The sequence below is a fragment of the Synergistales bacterium genome, from assembly GCA_021736445.1.
Lineage (GTDB): Bacteria > Synergistota > Synergistia > Synergistales > Aminiphilaceae > JAIPGA01.
Map to the genome: position 1 here is coordinate 1 of JAIPGA010000057.1, position 15794 is coordinate 15794.

Below are 15794 nucleotides of genomic sequence, written 5' to 3' on the forward strand. Positions count from 1 at the left end.
ACTACTCCGGGGATAGCGGCGGCACCGCCGACCGGCGGGCCGCCGGAGTGTTACGCTGCCGGGTTCCGCCGTGCTGCGTCCTATCTCTGCTGGTGGCTTCCGCCGTGCCTGCGCCCCGGGCCCCGTCTTCGCCGAAGGCGTTCGCTCGTCGGGCTGCTCCGGGCGGTCGGCTCAGAAGCACATCCTTGTGCTTTCTCGCCTCTCGGCGACATCACGTCGCCTCGACCGCCCTCCGCGACGCCCTCCTCGCTCACCGGCTCAGGGTGGCCCTCCGGCGCAGGCCCGGCGTCGCGTGCACTGGCGGCGTCCCTACACATCCGCCAGGGACTGCCCCCGCTTCGGCTCCGCCACCAGCGGGACGGCCAGGTCGGCGGCGGCCTCCATGATCCGGCAGAGGTCCCGTTCCACCTGGTCGGCCAGGTCCGGGGCCACCTCCAGCACCAGCGAGTCGTGCACCTGGAGCACCATGTCCACGCCCTCCCGGCCGCGGCAGAGCCGGTGGAAGACCTCCACCATGGCCAGTCTGGTGATGTCCGCCGCCGATCCCTGGATGGGCGTGTTGATGGCCACCCGCTTGATCGCCCCCGCACCGCGGCCCTCCACGGTAGAGACCTCCCGCAGGGGACGCCGCCTTCCGAAAAGCGTCACCGTGTGGCCCCGCTTCCGGGACTCCTCGGCGCTCTCGTCCATATAGGCCCGCACCGACGGGAAGGCCGCGAAGTAACGGTCCACGATATCCTGGGCGGCGCTCTGGGGCACATCGAGCCGTCCGGCCAGGCCGAAGGCGGTCATGCCGTAGAGCAGACCGAAATTGACCACCTTGGCCATCCGCCGCTCCTCCGGCGTGACCTCCCGGGAGGCCTTGGAGAAGACCGAGGCCGCCGTCTCGCGGTGGATGTCCCGCCCGGCGGCGAAGGCCTCGATGAGGCGCTCGTCGCGACAGAGGTGGGCCAGGATGCGCAGCTCGATCTGCGAGTAGTCGGCGGCCACGAAGAGGCGGTCCCTGTCGCGGGGCACCAGCCCCTTGCGGAAACGCCGGGCCCACTCCCCGAAGAGCGGCAGGTTCTGGACGTTGGGGCCTGTGCTGGAGAGCCGCCCCGTGCCGGTGACGGTGTGCTCGAAGGTGGAGTGGATGGCGCCGGTCTCGGGGTTGCGGGCCTTCATGAAGGGATGGACGAAGGACGACAGCAGCTTGGCCAGCTCCCGGTGCTCCAGCATCATCTTGGGCACCTCGCCTCCGGGGAGGGCGGCGAGCTTCTCCAGCACGGTGACATCGGTGGAGTACCCGGTCTTGGTCTTCTTCTGGGGCGGCAGGCCGAGCACATCGAAGAGCAGCTCCCGGACCTGCTTGGGCGACTGGAGGTTGATCCGCTCGCCGGCGACCTCGGCGATCTCGTCCTCGATCTCCCCGATACGCTGACGGAGCCCCTCCTCAAGGTCAGTAAAGATCTGCTCCTCCACCCCCAGTCCGCGCTCCTCCATAGCGGCGAGCACCGGACAGAGCGGCAGATCGACGTCCTCCATCAGGCGATCCAGCCCCGCCTCCTCCAGCTGGGGCTGCAGGTCGCCGTGGAGCCGCCAGATCCGGTCGGGGTAGAGCTCCCCCTCCCCGGCGGAATCGAGCAGCGCCGGGAAGGTGGCGGCGGCGCTGTCGGGGTGCAGCAGATAGTGGGCCACCCGGGCGTCCCACACACGGTCCGCCGACAGCGGCGCGTCGGGGAAGGCGTGGCACCAGGCCTTGTACCTGGGGAGCAGCAGCGTTCCGTCCTCCAGCCAGGCCGTGAAGGCCTCCCGATCCGCTCCGGCCAGCGGCCCCCGCCGATAGCGACCGTCCTCGGCGCCCAGGAGGTATTCCAGGCCCTCCCCGTCGGTTCGGGGGGAACGGGAGGGATCCCAGGTCAGGGCGAGGCGCGGCGCCTCCAGCAGCTCCTGCAGGGAGGCCTCGCGGCGTTCCGGGCCGTCGGCCGCCCCGGCGCTCCTCTCGATGGCGATGACATCGCCCCGGAAGAGACGGTCCTGCAGTTTGCCCAGACCCAGCTGGCGGCAGAGCGAGGAGAGACTGTCGGCTGCGGCGGCCCTGGGGGTCATGTCGGCGAGCTCCAGGGGCTCGTCCTCGCGCAGGGTGACGAGCTCGCGGCTCTCGAAGGCCTGGTCCTTCCCCGCCTCCAGCTTCTTCCGCTGCGCCGGGGTGCACTCGTCAAGGTGGTCGTAGATCTCTTCCAGGCGGGGGTGCCGCCCGAGGAGCTTCCGGGCGGTCTTGTCGCCGATCCCCTTGATGCCCGGCACATTGTCCACGCTGTCGCCCACCATGGCCAGGTAGTCCCGCATGCTCTCCGGGGCGAAGCCGTACTCCTCCCGGAAGGAGGCCCGGTCGAAGAGGGTGAAGGTGGAGACGCCCTTTTTGGGCCGGAGCACCTGGATCCCGTCGCCCAGGATCTGCAGCAGGTCCTTGTCGGCGGTCAGCACGACCATGCGGTTCTCGCCACCGGCGAAACGGTGGGCCGTGGCGGCGATGACGTCGTCGGCCTCCACGCCCTGCCGGATCCAGACGGGGAAACCCATGGCCTCCACCAGCTCCTCGATCAGGGGGATCTGGACGGTGAGCTCCTCGGGGGTAGGGGCACGCCCCTCCTTGTAGGCCGCGTACTGCTCGCTCCGGAAGGTGGGGCCTTTGGCGTCGAAGATCACGGCGGTGTAGTCGGGACGCCACTCCTCCAGCACCTTGAGAAACATATTGGAAAACCCCAACACGGCGTTTGTGGGGGTGCCGTCGGGGGCGTTGAGCTCCGGGAGGGCGTAGAAGGCCCGGTAGGCCAGTCCGTGCCCGTCGACCAGGAGGATCAATGGATCGGCCATTCTCTGTTCACATCCTTTCCTGTGCCTGTCTTTACGATATAATGCCCTTCGACGAAGGCACATTCCGCCTCCCGGGTCTCCCGGGACGGGCGTATCCTACGGAGGTATGACCATGACGACACCGGTACGCGTACGATTTGCCCCCAGCCCCACCGGGGCGCTCCATATCGGGGGCGCCCATACGGCGCTTTTCAACTGGCTCTGGGCGCGCCACAGCGGCGGCTCCTTTGTTCTGCGCGTGGAGGACACCGACCGCGAACGCTCCACCACCGAATACGAGAAGACCATCATCGAGGGGATGCGGTGGCTCGGCCTGGACTGGGACGAAGGCCCCTACACCGGCGGCGACCACGGCCCCTACCGCCAGTCGGAGCGGCAGGAGATCTACCACCGCTACGCCGAACAGCTCGTGGCTGAGGGCAAGGCCTACCGCGAGGGTCCGGCCGTCATCTACAGGGTGCCCAGGGGCGAGCGGATCACCGTGGAGGACAAGGTCTACGGCGACATCGATTTCGAGAGCGACACGCTGAAAGACATCGTGCTGATCAAAAGCGACGGCTCCCCTACCTACAACTACGCCGTGGTCGTGGACGACTATACCATGAATATCACCTACGTGATCCGCGGCGAGGACCACGTGCTCAACACGCCGAAGCAGATCCTCCTCTACCGGGCCCTGGACTGGCGGCTGCCGGTCTTCGCCCATCTGCCGATGATCCTGGGTCCGGACAAGAAGAAGCTCTCCAAACGGCACGGGGCCACCAGCGTCTACGAATACCGGGACATGGGCTACCTGCCCGACGCGATCTTCAACTTCCTTGCGCTGTTGGGCTGGTCGCCCGGCGGGGAACGGGAGATCTTCACCCGGGACGAGATCGCCGAGCGCTTCGAGCTCTCCCGCATCGCCAAGCGTCCGGCGGTCTTCGACACCAAGAAGCTGGACGCCATCAACCAGGAACACCTGAAGGGACTCCCCAGGTTTGAGCGCCTGGAGATGGTGAAACCCTTCTGGGAGAAAATGGGGCTTCCACTGGAGGGAAAGAATGAGGAGCACCTGGCCGACGGCCTGGAGCTCATGGAGGGCCGGGGCCGCACGCTCCCCGAGCTGGCGGCCTACAGCGACTACTTCCTCGATTTCGGCGTGGTGACCGAGCGGTACAGCGGCGAGGATATCGACGAGGAACAGCGGGAGGAGATCCGCCCCTTCTTTGCGGAGCTACTGCAGCTGGAGGAATGGTCCGCCCAGGCCATGGAGGACTTCGCCCGCACCTGGGCCAGGGAACATGGCGTGAAGCTCAAGCGGATCGCCATGCCCATGCGCTGGGCCCTCACGGGCCGCAAGGTGAGCCCGGGGATCTTCAACCTGGCCGAGCACTTCGGGCGCGAGGAGACCCGGCGGCGTCTGGCCCACTACGACCTGGTCTGACCGCCGGGGAGGTCTTTCCCGTTACCCAGACATCCGCACTCACTTTTCATACCGAGGAAGGTAACGCTTCATGAGTTCCCCTGGGGTATCCGGCGCGCCGCAGAGGGCGTACCAGGCCAGGGCGTGGACGAACTCCAGGGGGTAGTCCCGCTGGCCGAAGACGGGGAAGCCTTTCTCCGCCAGGGTGGCGATCCCCACATCGCTGTAGGCCGCCGGGTTTTTCACGTCCCCCTCGGCCTGGCTGCAGGCCAGGATGATGGGCCTGTCGCCGCCCTGGAAGGCCTCGCCGACAGCCCGGAGGATGTGCTGCGGGGCGTTGCCGGAACCGAAGCCGATGAGCCCCAGGATCTCCTCCTCCCCGGTGGGCTCCAGTGGATTGCCGGGGGTGCAGAAGTGCCAGCGCAGCCGCCTTCCCCTGCGCGCCGCCTCCGGCGCGTCCTGCGCCACGATCCGCGCGGTGGCCGCCGGGGCCTCCCATTGCAGACGCTCCAGCGCCCGGGGCTCCTGCTGCCTGGCCCACTCGGGGCTGAAGTAGAGGGGGATTCCGCCCACGGGGACAAAGGCGTCGGGGTGGATGGCCCGGGCTTTGTGCACCTTCCTGCCGGAGTAGAGCTTCCAGTTGAAGTAGACCCAGACGCCGGGGAAGGAGGAGCAGAGCACCTGGGCGGCCCCCCGGAGGTTCACCTGCACGTCCTCGGGGGTGTAGTCCAGGGTGAGCTGGCTGCCGGTGAGCACCACCGGGATGGGGATCCCCTCCAGCGCAACGGAGAGCCAGGCGGCCGTGTAGGCCATGGTGTCCGTGCCGTGGAGGATGAGCACCCCCTGGAGATCCCCCTTCTCCATGGCTCGGAGGATCACCTCGGTGAGGCGGATCCACTCTTCCGGTCCCAGATCCGAGCTGTCCCGTCCCGGCGGCGGCCAGGGCTCGCAGACATCCACCTGCAGATGCCGGTCGCCGTAGAAGGCGCGGAGCATCCCCTCCAGCTCCCCGGCGGTTTTGCTGTCGGGGCCCGCCCCGCTGCCGTGCAGTGCGCTGCCGATGGTACCGCCGGTGAGGATCGCCAGTACGCGATTCATCGCTTCTCCCCTCTCTCCCATACAGGTGTGGGGAGGCTGAAATCAGCCTCCCCAGCATGTACCGCTCTATTGTCTGCCTGTCGGCCGCCCTACTCCTCCGGGGAGATGGCGTTCACCGGACAGGCGTCGGCGCAGGCGCCACAGCCCACGCACTTCTCGCGATCGATCTCGTGGGGCTCCTTGACGTTGCCGGAGATGGCCTGCACGGGGCAGACCCGGGCGCACTTGGTGCAGCCGATGCACTTCTCCTTGTCGATGACGTACTTGGTGCCGCCGCCGGCCGCGCCGCCGCCTTCCTCGGCGGCCTCCGCTCCGCCCCTGGGGCCGGAGTCGCGGACCACCTCTTCCTGCCGGACGTAGGCCGAGTTCAGCCCCTGGTCGGTCATCCAGATACAGGAGACGGGGCAGACCTCGGTGCACTGGGCGCAGAAGCAGCACCGGTCCATGTGGAACTCCACCTTCTTGTCCTCTTTGAGGAAGTCGATGGCGTTGGCCGGACAGACCTTGATGCAGAGCCGGCAGCCGATACAGGTGTTCCGGTCGTAGCCGATCCGGCCGCGGAAGCCCTCCTTGACGGGGACCGGCCCGTTGAGTTCGATCTTGCCTTCACCTGCGGCCTTCAGGGCTCCACTGACGGAGTCCGGCATGTGGGCCACCGGGAAGGGGTTGGTCGACGGCTTGCGCGTGACCTGCCGCAGCAGCTGGATCATCATGCGGTTCAGCACAGAGACCCCTCCTTACATCGCGATGTCCAGGGAGATGAGAACCATCCCGGCGAGCGCGAAGCCCGCAACCTGGACCCAGTAGAATCTCGAGGCCTGCCACGGCTTGAAACGGCCGAAGGCGGTCCGGAGCAGGGTGACGCCGACGATCTGGACAGCGAGCACCTTGGCCCAGAACCAGACAAAGTCGACCACGAAGAGGAAGAAGCCCGAGAAGCCGATCCCCTTCCCCAGCGAGAAGGGGAAGAAGAGCGCCACCACCACGGCGCACATCACCAGCGTGCGGGCGGCGAAGGTGAGCTTCAGCAGGGCCAGGTTCCGCCCCGAGTACTCGGCGATCAGTCCCTCGAGGATCTCCGTTTTGGCTTCGGCGATGTCCATGGGGACCTTGGCCACCTCGGCGGGCACCACGGCCAGCATGGTGCCCAGCAGCGCCAGCACGCCGAAGACGCCGGCCGGCCCGAGGACGTTCCAGACGGGCATGGCCACGAAGGTCTCCAGGCTGAAGGGCTGTCCCGGCGCGCCCACGTGGTACATGGCCCAGGCCAGGGTGCAGACCACGACGGCCAGCGGGAGCTCGTAGCTCATCATGAGCACCATCTCGCGCTGGGAACCCACGTTGGCGTAGGTGGAGCCGCTGGCGAAGCCGCCGACCACCATGGCCACCGCGGAGAGCGCGAAGAGGTAGAGGATGAGGATCAGGTCCCCTTCGCCGCCGAGGATGGGCGGCAGGCTCCCGATGGGCACGTAGAGGATCACCATCAGAGCCGTCACCAGGGCGACCAGCGGCGCTCCGTTGAAGAGCCATGCCACGGCGCGGCGGGGGACGATGTTCTCCTTGCCCAGCAGCTTCAGCACGTCGTAGATGGGCTGGAGGGCCGGGGGACCGATGCGGTTCTGCATGCGGGCATGCACGATCCGGTCCACCCCTTCCCCGAGAAGGGCCAGGAGCATGGTCAACAGGAGCAGGGCTGTCCCGGCGATGATCTTTACGATAAAGAGTGTCATGCCCGCATCAGCCTCCTTGTCTTTTCCCTGCAGAGTTCGGTCATCTGCTGCTTGTCCATCACCTGCTCGGCGCCCTTCCCCTGATCGGTAACCAGCACACGCTCCATGCAGGAGATACAGGGGTCCACGCTGTTGATGATCAGCGGGGCGTCGGCGAGCTCCTGCTCGCGGAACATCAGCGGCCAGGAGACGGCGTTGGAGTAGGTCGGCGCCCGGACCTTCCACCAGGTGATGTTCTCCTCACCCCTGGTGAGCTTCACCACGTGGGTGTCGTCGCCGCGGGGCGCCTCGATGGCGGAAAAGCCCTCGCCCTCGGTCTGCTTGAGGTGGTTGATCACCTTGGGCACCTTGGTCTCCCAGGCGAGGTCGCCCTCGGGCAGGCCGTCCATGAGCTTCTCGATGATCTCCAGCGACTGGTAGACCTCCATCACACGGACCAGGAAGCGGTCGTAGACGTCGCCGTGCACCTCGCCGAGGTAGTCCTGCGGGACCACCGGGGTGACGTCGAGATCACCGTAGGCCTCGTAGGGTGCGGACCAGCGGAGGTCCACCCGGTGGCCGCTGCCCCTGGCGGTGGGGCCAAGTGCGCAGAACTGCACCGACTCCTCGGCGGTCAGCGGGCCCACGTCGCGCATACGGGCCTTGGCGATGGGGTCTTCGAAGACCACGTCGCCGAACTGGTGGAACTTGCTCTGGTAGGTGTGCAGCAGATCCCGGATCTCCGCAGCCACGGCGGGGGTGATGTCGCGCCGGACCCCGCCGACGGTGCCCACGCCGTAGTTGACGCGGTTGCCCGTCATGGCCTCGAGCACGTCCATGACCTTCTCCCGGAGGATCATCCCCAGGTGGAAGGCGGAATCGTAGCCGAAGGTGTAGCAGGCCACGCCGGCCCAGAGGATATGGGAGTGCAGCCGCTCCAGCTCCAGCAGGATGGCCCGGATCGCCTGCGCTCGGGGCGGCACCGGGATGTCGGCGGCGTCCTCGACGGCACGGACGAAGGCCGTGATGTGCGAAAAGGAGCAGATGCCGCAGATACGCTCCGCCAGGTAGATCACCTGGATGGGGTTCCGGTCGCGGGCCATGAACTCGATGCCGCGGTGGATCGCCCCGGGACGGATCGTCGCGTTCACCACCCGCTCCCCGTCGAGGTCAAGCCATGCGGTGATGGGCTCTTTGAGACCCACATGGACAGGCCCGATGGGGAGCTTGTAGCTTTTTGTCTTCTTGGTTCCTACAGCCATTCCAACACCCCCCTAGGAGAGTTCCCGGACCACATCGTCGCCGGGTCCCGTCTCGTCGCGCCGCCAGGGCTTGATCGACTCGTCCCAGTCTTCGGGAAGGAAGACCAGGGCCTTGTTGGGCAGTCCCTCGAAATCGATACCGAAGAACTCCCGCATCTCCCGTTCGCTGTACTCCACGCCGGGGATGCGGCTCCAGAGCGACGGCATGGTGAGGTCCTCCTTGTCCAGGTGGACCTTCACGTGCACGCCCAGCCTGGTGCCCCGTCCGGCGCTCCGGAAGAGGGCCAGGTGGTACTGCACCATCAGCGTGTCGCCGTCGTCATTCCCGGACATGACATGGAAGTGGACGGCGTCGATCTCCCCGAGCCGGTCCACCAGCTCCAGAAAACGGGCCCGCGGGACGGTGAGACGCAGGTCGTGGTACTGGACCGTCCCCTCTCTGCCGTCCTCTTTTTCTCTCAGCTCCGAAGAGAGCAGATCCTCGCCCAGCAGCTCCTCCACACAGGAGAGGATCTCCCTGGGATCCCTGCTCTCCTTGACGTATTCAACCCGGCAGGTCATTGCCGAACCTCCTCTGCTTGCGGCTGGCCGACAAGCTGTGCGCGTTTCTCCTCCAGGGCGACCACCGCCTTGGTGACGCCCTCGATGATCGCCTCGGGACGGGGCGGGCAGCCGTTGACATAGACATCCACGGGGATGATCCTGTCCACGGGACCGTCCAGATTGTAGGACTTGTAGAAGACATCCCCCGAGGCGCCGCAGTTGCCCACCACGATGACCGCCTTGGGATCGGGCATCTGCTCGTAGATCCGCTTGAGCCGCTTGGTCATGTACTTGACCACCGGCCCCGTGACAAGGAGCACGTCGGCGTGCCGCGGCGTCCCCACCAGCTTCATCCCGAAGCGCTCGATGTCGTAGCGTGGCGTGATGGTTGCAACGATTTCGATATCGCAACCGTTACAGGAACCACTGTTGCAGTGGAAGACCCATAGCGATTTCGGTAGTATCTGCAAATGATTCTCAGGCCTCATGTCATGCCTCCTATAGCACAATAAGGGCCATCAGAACGGCCGCCGTGAGGAACATATACCCCACGTAGTCCGTGGCGAGCCCGGTGTGCAGGTCCAGAAGCTTGGTGTAGAACCCCTTGAGCGCCTCTGTGAATCCCCAGTAGGCGGAACTGGCCGGCACGGCGAAGTCGTCGCCGTCCTCGGGGACCTCGTTCCCGCCGTAGAAGATCTCGTCCTGTTCGGTGCCCTTCTTGTAGTCACCGCGCCCCTGGCCGCGGAAGAAGAGCGCCAGTGCGTTGAGGATGATGAAAAAGGCGATCCAGCTGTAGACGTCCCAGAAGCCGAATCCCGAATAGATCGTGGGCCACATCTAGAATCCACCTCCCATGACGGCCTTGATGTAGCCGGCCTTGTCGACAAGGGCCTCCGCCGCGGGGTTGATCATGTTGGCGAGAGACCAGGTGGGGAAGAGCGTCAGCCCAAGCACCACAACGGCGAGCACGGCCATCCCGGCGACCATTGTCGGCGGCACCTCGCGGACCTGCCGGAAGCGCTCCCTGGCCGGGCCGAGGAAGGCTGTCTGGAAGACCTTGACGAAGGACGCCAGCGTCAGCACGGAGGTCACCATGGCGACCACCGGGAGGATGGGGTGCACCGCGAAGGTGGACTCGTAGATCAGAAGCTTCGAGACGAAGCCGTTGAACGGCGGCAGCCCGGCGATGGCCGCGGCGGCGATGACAAACATGATGGTCGTCCGCGGCATGGACCGCGCCAGTCCACCCATCTCGTTGAGGTTCCGGGTGCCCGTCCGGTAGTAGAGAGCGCCGGCGGTGAGGAAGAGCAGGCCCTTGTACATGCTGTAGTTGAAGAGGTGGTAGATGCCGCCCTGCATGGCCGTCATCCCGTACTCGCCGAGGGCCCGCGGGTCGGCGATGGCCAGCAGCCCCACGCCGAGACCCAGGAACATGTAGCCGATCTGGGAGACCGAATGGTAGGCCATGAGGCGCTTGATGTCCTTCTGGATCACCGCCATGGTGACACCCACGAACATGGAGAGCATCCCCAGTATGATGATCGTCCAGGCCACCACACCGCTCCCCATGGTGGCGCCGTAGAGGGAGAAGCAGACCCGGAAGAGCCCGTAGAGCGAGGCCTGGCTCACCGCCACCAGGAGGCAGGTGACGCCGGCGGGCGCCTCGCCGTAGGCGTCGGGCGTCCACATGTGCATGGGCACGGCGCCGCTTTTCATGGCCAGGGCGATGACGACGAAGCTCAGGGCCACCTTCTCGGCCAGCCCCATGTGCAGGTTCTGGGCCACGGCGGCGAAGTTGATCACGTCGTAGCGGCCGTAGAGGATTCCCACGGCGATCAGCACCATCATGGCGCCCACGATGGAGACCAGCATGTACTTGAAGCCCGCTTCCACGGCCTCCGGCTTGTCCCGCCAGAAGGCGACCAGGCCGATGGACGCGATGGAGGCGATCTCGAGGAAGACGAAGAAGTTGAAGAGATCGCCGGTGAGCTCCATGCCGAGCATCCCGACGGTGAGCAGGAAGAAGAGGGTCACGAATTTGTCGAGCCCGGAGAAGCGTTCCATAAAGCGCAGGGAGAAGATGGCCCCTGCGAACATGGCGATACCGCCGATGAGTGCCATCAATGCGCTGAAGGCGTCCACCTGGAGGATGATCCGTATGGGCAGGCTCATCCCGGAGGGCAGCGCCAGGCTCCAGCTCTCGCCGCCGAGCACGTAGATGGCGATCCCCTGGGCGCTCACATACTGCCAGAGAAGCAGTGTGGAGATCGCCGTGAGTGCGCTGAAAAGCAGGAACCACACGTTGCGGACCAGGCGGCCGAAGATACCGGCGACCGGCGCACCGAAGGCGCCCAGCAGCGGAATAGCAAGTGTCAGCGCCGGAAGATGTTCGCTCCAGTTCATCCGCGCAACCTCCTTATTTCCCTGACATCCAGTGTCCCGTAGTGGCGGTAGAGTGCGATGATCAATGACAGGAAGAGCGCCGATGTGGCGAGCCCGATGACAATCGCCGTGAGTGTCAGGGCCTGCGGCGTGGGAAGGACCATGTTCGTTGTATCGCCCGCCAGGGTGTATACGGGAATGCTGCCACCCATCCTGTAGCCTACGACGATCAGCAGAAGGTTGGTGGCGGCTTCGATGATGACGACTCCGACTGCAATCTTGATGAGGTTACGCTCGAAGATGACGGCATAGAGCCCCAGAAGAAAGAGGAAACCCACGATGACAAAGGGGAAATTACCGATCATGACCGGCTTCCTCCTTTCCTTCCTCCAACGGCATGCGGATGCTGGAGAACATATAGATGATGATCAGCGACAGCGCGCCGACGACCTCGAGCCCCACGGCGATGTTCATCAGCGCGATGGTCCCGGAGCTGTTGAGCACGCCGGGGTTGGCCCCGATGGGAACGGGCGAGCCGAAAAGCCCCCCCTGGTTGGCCAGGAAGTTGTAGAGGAAGGGACCGATCCCGAAGGCCGCCAGCCCGGCACCGAGGAAGATGAGGAGACCGGAGGTCTCCATACCGCTGTTCATGCCCTTCCGGGCCCAGCCGAGGAACTTGTCTCCGCCGAAGGCCACCAGCAGAAAGGCCATGAAGGTGGCGACGATGGCGCCGCCCTGGAATCCGCCGCCCGGGGTGATGTGTCCGTGGATGATGATATAGGTTCCAAAGACCACCATGAACCAGGCAAAGATGTTGCAGACGGTGCGAACAATCAGAGAAAGCGGCTGCATCAGTGGCCACCTCCCTTGCGGAAGAGCGCCGAAACGGAGCTGACTGCGGTGAAGAGCACCGCCGCCTCGCCCAGGGTATCAAAGGCACGATAATCGAAGACCACCGCCGTCACGATATTGTTGACGGCCCGTTCCTCCTGGGCATTGTCCAGGAAGTAGTCGTCCATTTCGGTCACGATCGGCTCTCCGAAGGGGTGGATATCGAGCAGCCCGCCCCAGAGAACCCCTGCAACAACAAACACCGCCACGAGAAAGAGCACCCTCGTTTTCATCGGCTGTTCCTCCTGTTCCGCGGATCTTCCTTGTGGCAGGCCCGCAGTGCGATGACAAAGATCGCCGTCGTCAGTCCGGCGCCGATGCCCGCCTCGGCGATGGCCACGTCGGGAGCCTGCAGGATGTAGAACTCCACCGAGAGGAGCAGGCTCAGGACAGCCAGGGAGATCACCGCAGAGACGAGGTTCTTGAACCATACGGCGTAGAATCCCGCCACAGCCATGAGCAGCAGGACCGCCAGGTGTACGAGTTCAGGTACGTTCACTGCTGGACACCACCTTCCCTGCTCTTTTCATCGAGCCTGTCCACAACGGTCATCTGCGGTTTCACGCCGCTCCGGTAGGCCGCCCGCGCGATGGCGTGCGCTCCGGTGGAGTTGGTGACCAGAAGCGCCACCACCGCCACCAGGATATGTACCGCCAGCACCGGGAAACGTCCCTCGCCGGTGCTCATCCACTTGATCAGGGCGTAGACGATCACCGAAGCCGAGGTGAAGAGTGTCCCGAAGGTGGTGCACTTCGTCGTCCCGTGCAGCCTCGTGTAGACATCGGGAAACCGGTACAGCGCTATGGAGGCGAGCAGATTGAAGGCCAATCCGACGATCAGGACGATCCCTACGAGTACGACCATCCCTACATCCCCCCTTCAACGTACCGGGCAAGGAACAGCGTGCCCACAAAGGCAAGCGCCGCATAGACAATCGCCACATCCACCATGACCACCGACTCGTAGACTGCGGCGAGCAGAATCATGATGCCCACCGCCAGCGTGTTGATGGCGTCCAGCGCCACGATCCTGTCGGGGACGGTGGGACCGGCAATGAGCCTGCCGATCATAATCAGTGCAACCAGCCCGAGAAATCCGGCTCCCAGGCCTAACAGTGCAATGGTCATTCTGTAATCCTCCTCGCCCAGGTTCCAAAGGATTCACATACCTCTTCTTCGGCGGGGTTCGGGTCCGTCACGTAGATCCAGTGGATGTACAGCGACTTGTCCCCTTCGTCCACGTCGACGGTCAGCGTTCCCGGCGTCAGCGTGATGGAATTGGCGAGCAACGTTGTGCCGCCGTCGCTCTTGGTGCCCGGGGAGAGCTTGATGATACCCGGCCGTATTTCCCCTGTGATCACCCGCTTCGCCACGTCGATGTTCGCCCGCGCCATGCCTGCCAGAAAGGGCCCGAAGGCGTAGTAGAGGAAGTACCCCCACCGGACGGGACTCAGCATCGTGCCTTTGCCGGTATCGGTGATCCAGGTCCGGCTGGCCAGATAGAGGACCGCGCCCAACAGTATGGCGATGAACAGCTCCGCCAGATTCAGCCCGTTTCCGCTCCAGGCCAGTATCAGGTAGGTCACTACGGAAAGAAGAAAAATGCCCACGACTACTCACCTCCCTCAATAGGTATCTTGCATACGGATACAGTGGAACACCATGCCGCACTCTATAGATCCAACCGGAACCTCTCCGCACGGGGCGTCAGGATTCCGGCAGCGTCAGAGAACACTCCTCCCCGGGCCTCACCTCCCCACCTTCGGTCACCTCAAGAAAGATCCCCACATCGGGCAGCAGACACCAGCCCCGATAGTCGTAGCTGTGGGGTTCGCCGGGCGCCTTTCCGTGTTCGACGACCCGCAATGCAGCCCCACCGTCGAAACGCAGGACTGTCCCCAGGGGAGGACGTTCCGCCATGCCCTCCACTACGAGATTCTCGGCAAGACCGCCCGGAGGGAAAGGAAATCCCGCTTTCGTTCCGGCCTCGCGGATGTCCTCGCTCCGGAGCAGACTCACCTGACGGCGGCCGCTCCCGAAGTGGGCATCCCCCTCCACGCCGCGGGCGACAACAAAACGGGCTGCATCGACGGGACGTTTGGGCTCCTGGGGCTCCCCGCTGATACAGACCGCAACGACCTTGGGCATCGGCTGGTTCCTCCTCGGTTTTGTGACAGTATTCCCAAGCCGCAGAACGGCCCGGGTGCAGACGATTCTGCTATCCTCTATACTACGCTATTTTACTCTCGGGAGGAATGATACATGGACTCTCTAGAATCTCTGCTCCGCCGCGATTTCGGTACCGCAGAGGGCGACGGCGCCCTCGTCGATAACGGAGGGTTAGACCGCTACGCCCGGCGGACCGGGCTCCCGCGCTCCGCAGTCGCGGCGGGTCTCCTGGAACGGGGCTTCGTCCCCGAACGGTACAGCCGGAACATGGGAACCCTGAAACCCGAAGGCCAGCTCCGCCTTCTGCGCTCCAGGGTGGCCGTGATCGGCTGCGGCGGCCTGGGCGGCTCCGTGGTGGAGCTCGCCGCCCGGGCCGGAATCGGGTCGCTGGTCCTTGTGGACGGCGACCGCTTCGCCGAAAGCAATCTGAACCGGCAGCTCCTCTGCACGGAGGCGCAACTGGGCCGGCCCAAGGCGACGGCGGCCAGGGAGCGGGTCGAAGCCCTGAACAGCATGGTCGCCGCCGAGGCGCACGTCACCTGGCTCTCCGAGGACAACGCCCCCGGCCTCCTCGCGGGCTGCCACGCCGCCGTGGACTGTCTGGACAGCAACAGCGCCCGAAGGATCCTCTTCGCCGCAGCCGCCGGCGCGGGGATTCCCGTGGTCCACGGCGCCATCGGCGGATTCCACGGCCAGGTGGCGGTGATCGCCCCCGGCGGGCCCACCCCGATTGATCACGTTCCCCAGAGTGACGGCGGTGCCGAACAGTTTCTCGGGACCCCCTCTTCCACCCCCGCCGTCATCGGGGCGCTCCAGGCCGCGGCGCTTCTCAAGCTGCTCGCCGGGTACGGCACGCTGCAGCGCGGTACGCTGCACTGGATCGACATGGAAGGGGAGACGGCCTTCTCCGTTCCCCTCTAGGCCTCCCCGTCCTCGATGGCGAGGCGCAGACGTCCCACACCGCCGACAAAGAAGAGGTACTCCCCCTCCGGGGTCCGTTCGGCCCTGTCCAGGAAGGAAAAGGCGTCCTGATGGATCCAGCAGGTCAGGTCGGCCTGATCCGCTACCTCGCAGGCACTGTATTCCTCGCTGTTCTCGGGCTTCCACAGAAGCCCGAGAAGGCTCTCGTAGGCCTCGCAGAAGCCCTCGGTGGCCACGCCTACCTCGATGCGGAAGTGGCCTCCGCCGCGCTCGCGGACCCTGGCGATCCAGTAGGGGGAGGTGAGACGGACTCGCTTCACCGGGATTCCTCCTTTGTCTGATGCTGCGGTTCTGCTTCCGCCGGAAGGGCGTCTTCCACCAGTCGTACCAGCTCCGGGGCCGCAGACAGGGCGATCATAAACCGTCTGCCCCCGGAGAGGACCAGCTCGGCGGCGTTCCCCGTGGCCACGCCGAAGGACCATCCGCGCCGGATGCGCCGGATACCCAAACCATACCACGGAACGGTGGCGACCTTCACGGATTCGATCGTCTCCAGGGG

21 protein-coding genes are annotated in these 15794 nt (G+C 65.4%); 2 read left to right on the forward strand and 19 right to left on the reverse strand.

Annotation, left to right across the window (positions count from 1 at the left end):
* Positions 1–309 precede the first annotated feature (309 nt).
* Positions 310–2856 carry a DNA polymerase I gene (locus tag K9L28_08570; GenBank protein MCF7936380.1) on the reverse strand — a complete coding sequence of 849 codons (2547 nt, stop codon included), beginning with the start codon at positions 2854–2856 and terminating at the stop codon, positions 310–312.
* Between the two features lie 112 nt (positions 2857–2968).
* Here K9L28_08570 and gltX point away from each other — a divergent pair, with 112 nt between their 5' ends.
* Positions 2969–4282 (forward strand): glutamate--tRNA ligase, encoded by a 1314-nt coding sequence (gene gltX / locus K9L28_08575; protein ID MCF7936381.1) that lies wholly within the window; start codon positions 2969–2971, stop codon positions 4280–4282.
* A gap of 39 nt (positions 4283–4321) precedes the next feature.
* Here the strand turns inward: gltX and K9L28_08580 are convergent, their stop codons facing one another.
* The 16 genes from K9L28_08580 to K9L28_08655 form a co-directional block, all read right to left on the reverse strand.
* Complete coding sequence (locus K9L28_08580; GenBank protein ID MCF7936382.1) at positions 4322–5359, reverse strand: asparaginase domain-containing protein; 1038 nt, start codon at positions 5357–5359, stop codon at positions 4322–4324.
* An 89-nt stretch (positions 5360–5448) separates the two neighbouring features.
* Positions 5449–6072, reverse strand: a complete 624-nt coding sequence (locus tag K9L28_08585) for a 4Fe-4S binding protein (protein MCF7936383.1) — start codon at positions 6070–6072, stop codon at positions 5449–5451.
* Positions 6073–6096: 24 nt separating this feature from the next.
* A complete protein-coding gene (locus K9L28_08590) occupies positions 6097–7089 on the reverse strand; it encodes an NADH-quinone oxidoreductase subunit H (GenBank protein MCF7936384.1) in 993 nt (330 codons plus the stop codon).
* Positions 7086–8330 (reverse strand): nickel-dependent hydrogenase large subunit, encoded by a 1245-nt coding sequence (locus tag K9L28_08595; GenBank protein MCF7936385.1) that lies wholly within the window; start codon positions 8328–8330, stop codon positions 7086–7088. The genes K9L28_08590 and K9L28_08595 overlap by 4 nt, the downstream gene beginning before the upstream one ends.
* 12 nt (positions 8331–8342) lie before the next feature.
* Positions 8343–8891 carry an NADH-quinone oxidoreductase subunit C gene (locus tag K9L28_08600; GenBank protein MCF7936386.1) on the reverse strand — a complete coding sequence of 183 codons (549 nt, stop codon included), beginning with the start codon at positions 8889–8891 and terminating at the stop codon, positions 8343–8345.
* The gene (locus K9L28_08605; GenBank protein ID MCF7936387.1) at positions 8888–9361 is read right to left on the reverse strand and encodes an NADH-quinone oxidoreductase subunit B family protein; all 474 of its coding nucleotides are present in this window, start codon (positions 9359–9361) and stop codon (positions 8888–8890) included. The genes K9L28_08600 and K9L28_08605 overlap by 4 nt, the downstream gene beginning before the upstream one ends.
* Before the next feature lie 10 nt (positions 9362–9371).
* Entirely contained in the window at positions 9372–9710 is a 339-nt protein-coding gene (locus tag K9L28_08610) for a hydrogenase (protein ID MCF7936388.1), read from the reverse strand.
* Positions 9711–11276, reverse strand: a complete 1566-nt coding sequence (locus K9L28_08615; GenBank protein ID MCF7936389.1) for an NADH:ubiquinone oxidoreductase — start codon at positions 11274–11276, stop codon at positions 9711–9713.
* The gene (locus K9L28_08620) at positions 11273–11620 is read right to left on the reverse strand and encodes an NADH-quinone oxidoreductase subunit K (protein MCF7936390.1); all 348 of its coding nucleotides are present in this window, start codon (positions 11618–11620) and stop codon (positions 11273–11275) included. Before K9L28_08620 ends, K9L28_08615 begins: the two co-directional genes overlap by 4 nt.
* On the reverse strand, positions 11610–12107 hold the full coding sequence (locus K9L28_08625) for a sodium:proton antiporter (GenBank protein MCF7936391.1): 498 nt from the start codon (positions 12105–12107) through the stop codon (positions 11610–11612). The genes K9L28_08620 and K9L28_08625 overlap by 11 nt, the downstream gene beginning before the upstream one ends.
* A complete protein-coding gene (locus K9L28_08630) occupies positions 12107–12379 on the reverse strand; it encodes a hypothetical protein (GenBank protein MCF7936392.1) in 273 nt (90 codons plus the stop codon). The genes K9L28_08625 and K9L28_08630 overlap by 1 nt, the downstream gene beginning before the upstream one ends.
* A complete protein-coding gene (locus K9L28_08635) occupies positions 12376–12603 on the reverse strand; it encodes a DUF4040 domain-containing protein (GenBank protein MCF7936393.1) in 228 nt (75 codons plus the stop codon). Before K9L28_08635 ends, K9L28_08630 begins: the two co-directional genes overlap by 4 nt.
* Before the next feature lie 38 nt (positions 12604–12641).
* The gene (mnhG, locus tag K9L28_08640) at positions 12642–13010 is read right to left on the reverse strand and encodes a monovalent cation/H(+) antiporter subunit G (protein ID MCF7936394.1); all 369 of its coding nucleotides are present in this window, start codon (positions 13008–13010) and stop codon (positions 12642–12644) included.
* Between the two features lie 2 nt (positions 13011–13012).
* Positions 13013–13273, reverse strand: coding sequence for a cation:proton antiporter (locus K9L28_08645; GenBank protein ID MCF7936395.1), 261 nt, complete (start codon positions 13271–13273; stop codon positions 13013–13015).
* A complete protein-coding gene (locus K9L28_08650) occupies positions 13270–13755 on the reverse strand; it encodes a Na+/H+ antiporter subunit E (protein MCF7936396.1) in 486 nt (161 codons plus the stop codon). The genes K9L28_08645 and K9L28_08650 overlap by 4 nt, the downstream gene beginning before the upstream one ends.
* Before the next feature lie 97 nt (positions 13756–13852).
* Positions 13853–14293, reverse strand: a complete 441-nt coding sequence (locus tag K9L28_08655) for an MOSC domain-containing protein (GenBank protein ID MCF7936397.1) — start codon at positions 14291–14293, stop codon at positions 13853–13855.
* Positions 14294–14407: 114 nt separating this feature from the next.
* Between K9L28_08655 and K9L28_08660 the strand changes: the two genes are divergently transcribed.
* Positions 14408–15235: a HesA/MoeB/ThiF family protein gene (locus K9L28_08660; protein MCF7936398.1), complete on the forward strand. Its 828-nt coding sequence runs from the start codon at positions 14408–14410 to the stop codon at positions 15233–15235.
* Here K9L28_08660 and K9L28_08665 read toward each other — a convergent pair.
* Both K9L28_08665 and K9L28_08670 read right to left on the reverse strand, forming a co-directional pair.
* Positions 15232–15555 carry a hypothetical protein gene (locus K9L28_08665; protein MCF7936399.1) on the reverse strand — a complete coding sequence of 108 codons (324 nt, stop codon included), beginning with the start codon at positions 15553–15555 and terminating at the stop codon, positions 15232–15234. The two genes, K9L28_08660 and K9L28_08665, sit on opposite strands and share 4 nt — an antisense overlap.
* A partial coding sequence (locus K9L28_08670) for a hypothetical protein (GenBank protein MCF7936400.1) occupies positions 15552–15794 on the reverse strand: 243 nt, incomplete at its 5' end. The genes K9L28_08670 and K9L28_08665, both read right to left, overlap by 4 nt.

What these genes read in the sequence shown, in the direction of transcription:
- K9L28_08585 (MCF7936383.1), bottom strand. Translation starts at nt 6,072, where the DNA reads ATGATGATCCAGCTGCTGCGGCAGGTCACGCGCAAGCCGTCGACCAAC.
- K9L28_08580 (MCF7936382.1), bottom strand. Translation starts at nt 5,359, where the DNA reads ATGAATCGCGTACTGGCGATCCTCACCGGCGGTACCATCGGCAGCGCA.
- K9L28_08570 (MCF7936380.1), bottom strand. Translation starts at nt 2,856, where the DNA reads ATGGCCGATCCATTGATCCTCCTGGTCGACGGGCACGGACTGGCCTAC.
- K9L28_08625 (MCF7936391.1), bottom strand. Translation starts at nt 12,107, where the DNA reads ATGCAGCCGCTTTCTCTGATTGTTCGCACCGTCTGCAACATCTTTGCC.
- K9L28_08630 (MCF7936392.1), bottom strand. Translation starts at nt 12,379, where the DNA reads ATGAAAACGAGGGTGCTCTTTCTCGTGGCGGTGTTTGTTGTTGCAGGG.
- K9L28_08615 (MCF7936389.1), bottom strand. Translation starts at nt 11,276, where the DNA reads ATGAACTGGAGCGAACATCTTCCGGCGCTGACACTTGCTATTCCGCTG.
- K9L28_08600 (MCF7936386.1), bottom strand. Translation starts at nt 8,891, where the DNA reads ATGACCTGCCGGGTTGAATACGTCAAGGAGAGCAGGGATCCCAGGGAG.
- K9L28_08635 (MCF7936393.1), bottom strand. Translation starts at nt 12,603, where the DNA reads ATGGCTGTGGCGGGATTCTACGCCGTATGGTTCAAGAACCTCGTCTCT.
- mnhG (MCF7936394.1), bottom strand. Translation starts at nt 13,010, where the DNA reads ATGGTCGTACTCGTAGGGATCGTCCTGATCGTCGGATTGGCCTTCAAT.
- K9L28_08620 (MCF7936390.1), bottom strand. Translation starts at nt 11,620, where the DNA reads ATGATCGGTAATTTCCCCTTTGTCATCGTGGGTTTCCTCTTTCTTCTG.
- K9L28_08595 (MCF7936385.1), bottom strand. Translation starts at nt 8,330, where the DNA reads ATGGCTGTAGGAACCAAGAAGACAAAAAGCTACAAGCTCCCCATCGGG.
- K9L28_08605 (MCF7936387.1), bottom strand. Translation starts at nt 9,361, where the DNA reads ATGAGGCCTGAGAATCATTTGCAGATACTACCGAAATCGCTATGGGTC.
- K9L28_08660 (MCF7936398.1), top strand. Translation starts at nt 14,408, where the DNA reads ATGGACTCTCTAGAATCTCTGCTCCGCCGCGATTTCGGTACCGCAGAG.
- gltX (MCF7936381.1), top strand. Translation starts at nt 2,969, where the DNA reads ATGACGACACCGGTACGCGTACGATTTGCCCCCAGCCCCACCGGGGCG.
- K9L28_08590 (MCF7936384.1), bottom strand. Translation starts at nt 7,089, where the DNA reads ATGACACTCTTTATCGTAAAGATCATCGCCGGGACAGCCCTGCTCCTG.
- K9L28_08610 (MCF7936388.1), bottom strand. Translation starts at nt 9,710, where the DNA reads ATGTGGCCCACGATCTATTCGGGATTCGGCTTCTGGGACGTCTACAGC.
- K9L28_08645 (MCF7936395.1), bottom strand. Translation starts at nt 13,273, where the DNA reads ATGACCATTGCACTGTTAGGCCTGGGAGCCGGATTTCTCGGGCTGGTT.
- K9L28_08655 (MCF7936397.1), bottom strand. Translation starts at nt 14,293, where the DNA reads ATGCCCAAGGTCGTTGCGGTCTGTATCAGCGGGGAGCCCCAGGAGCCC.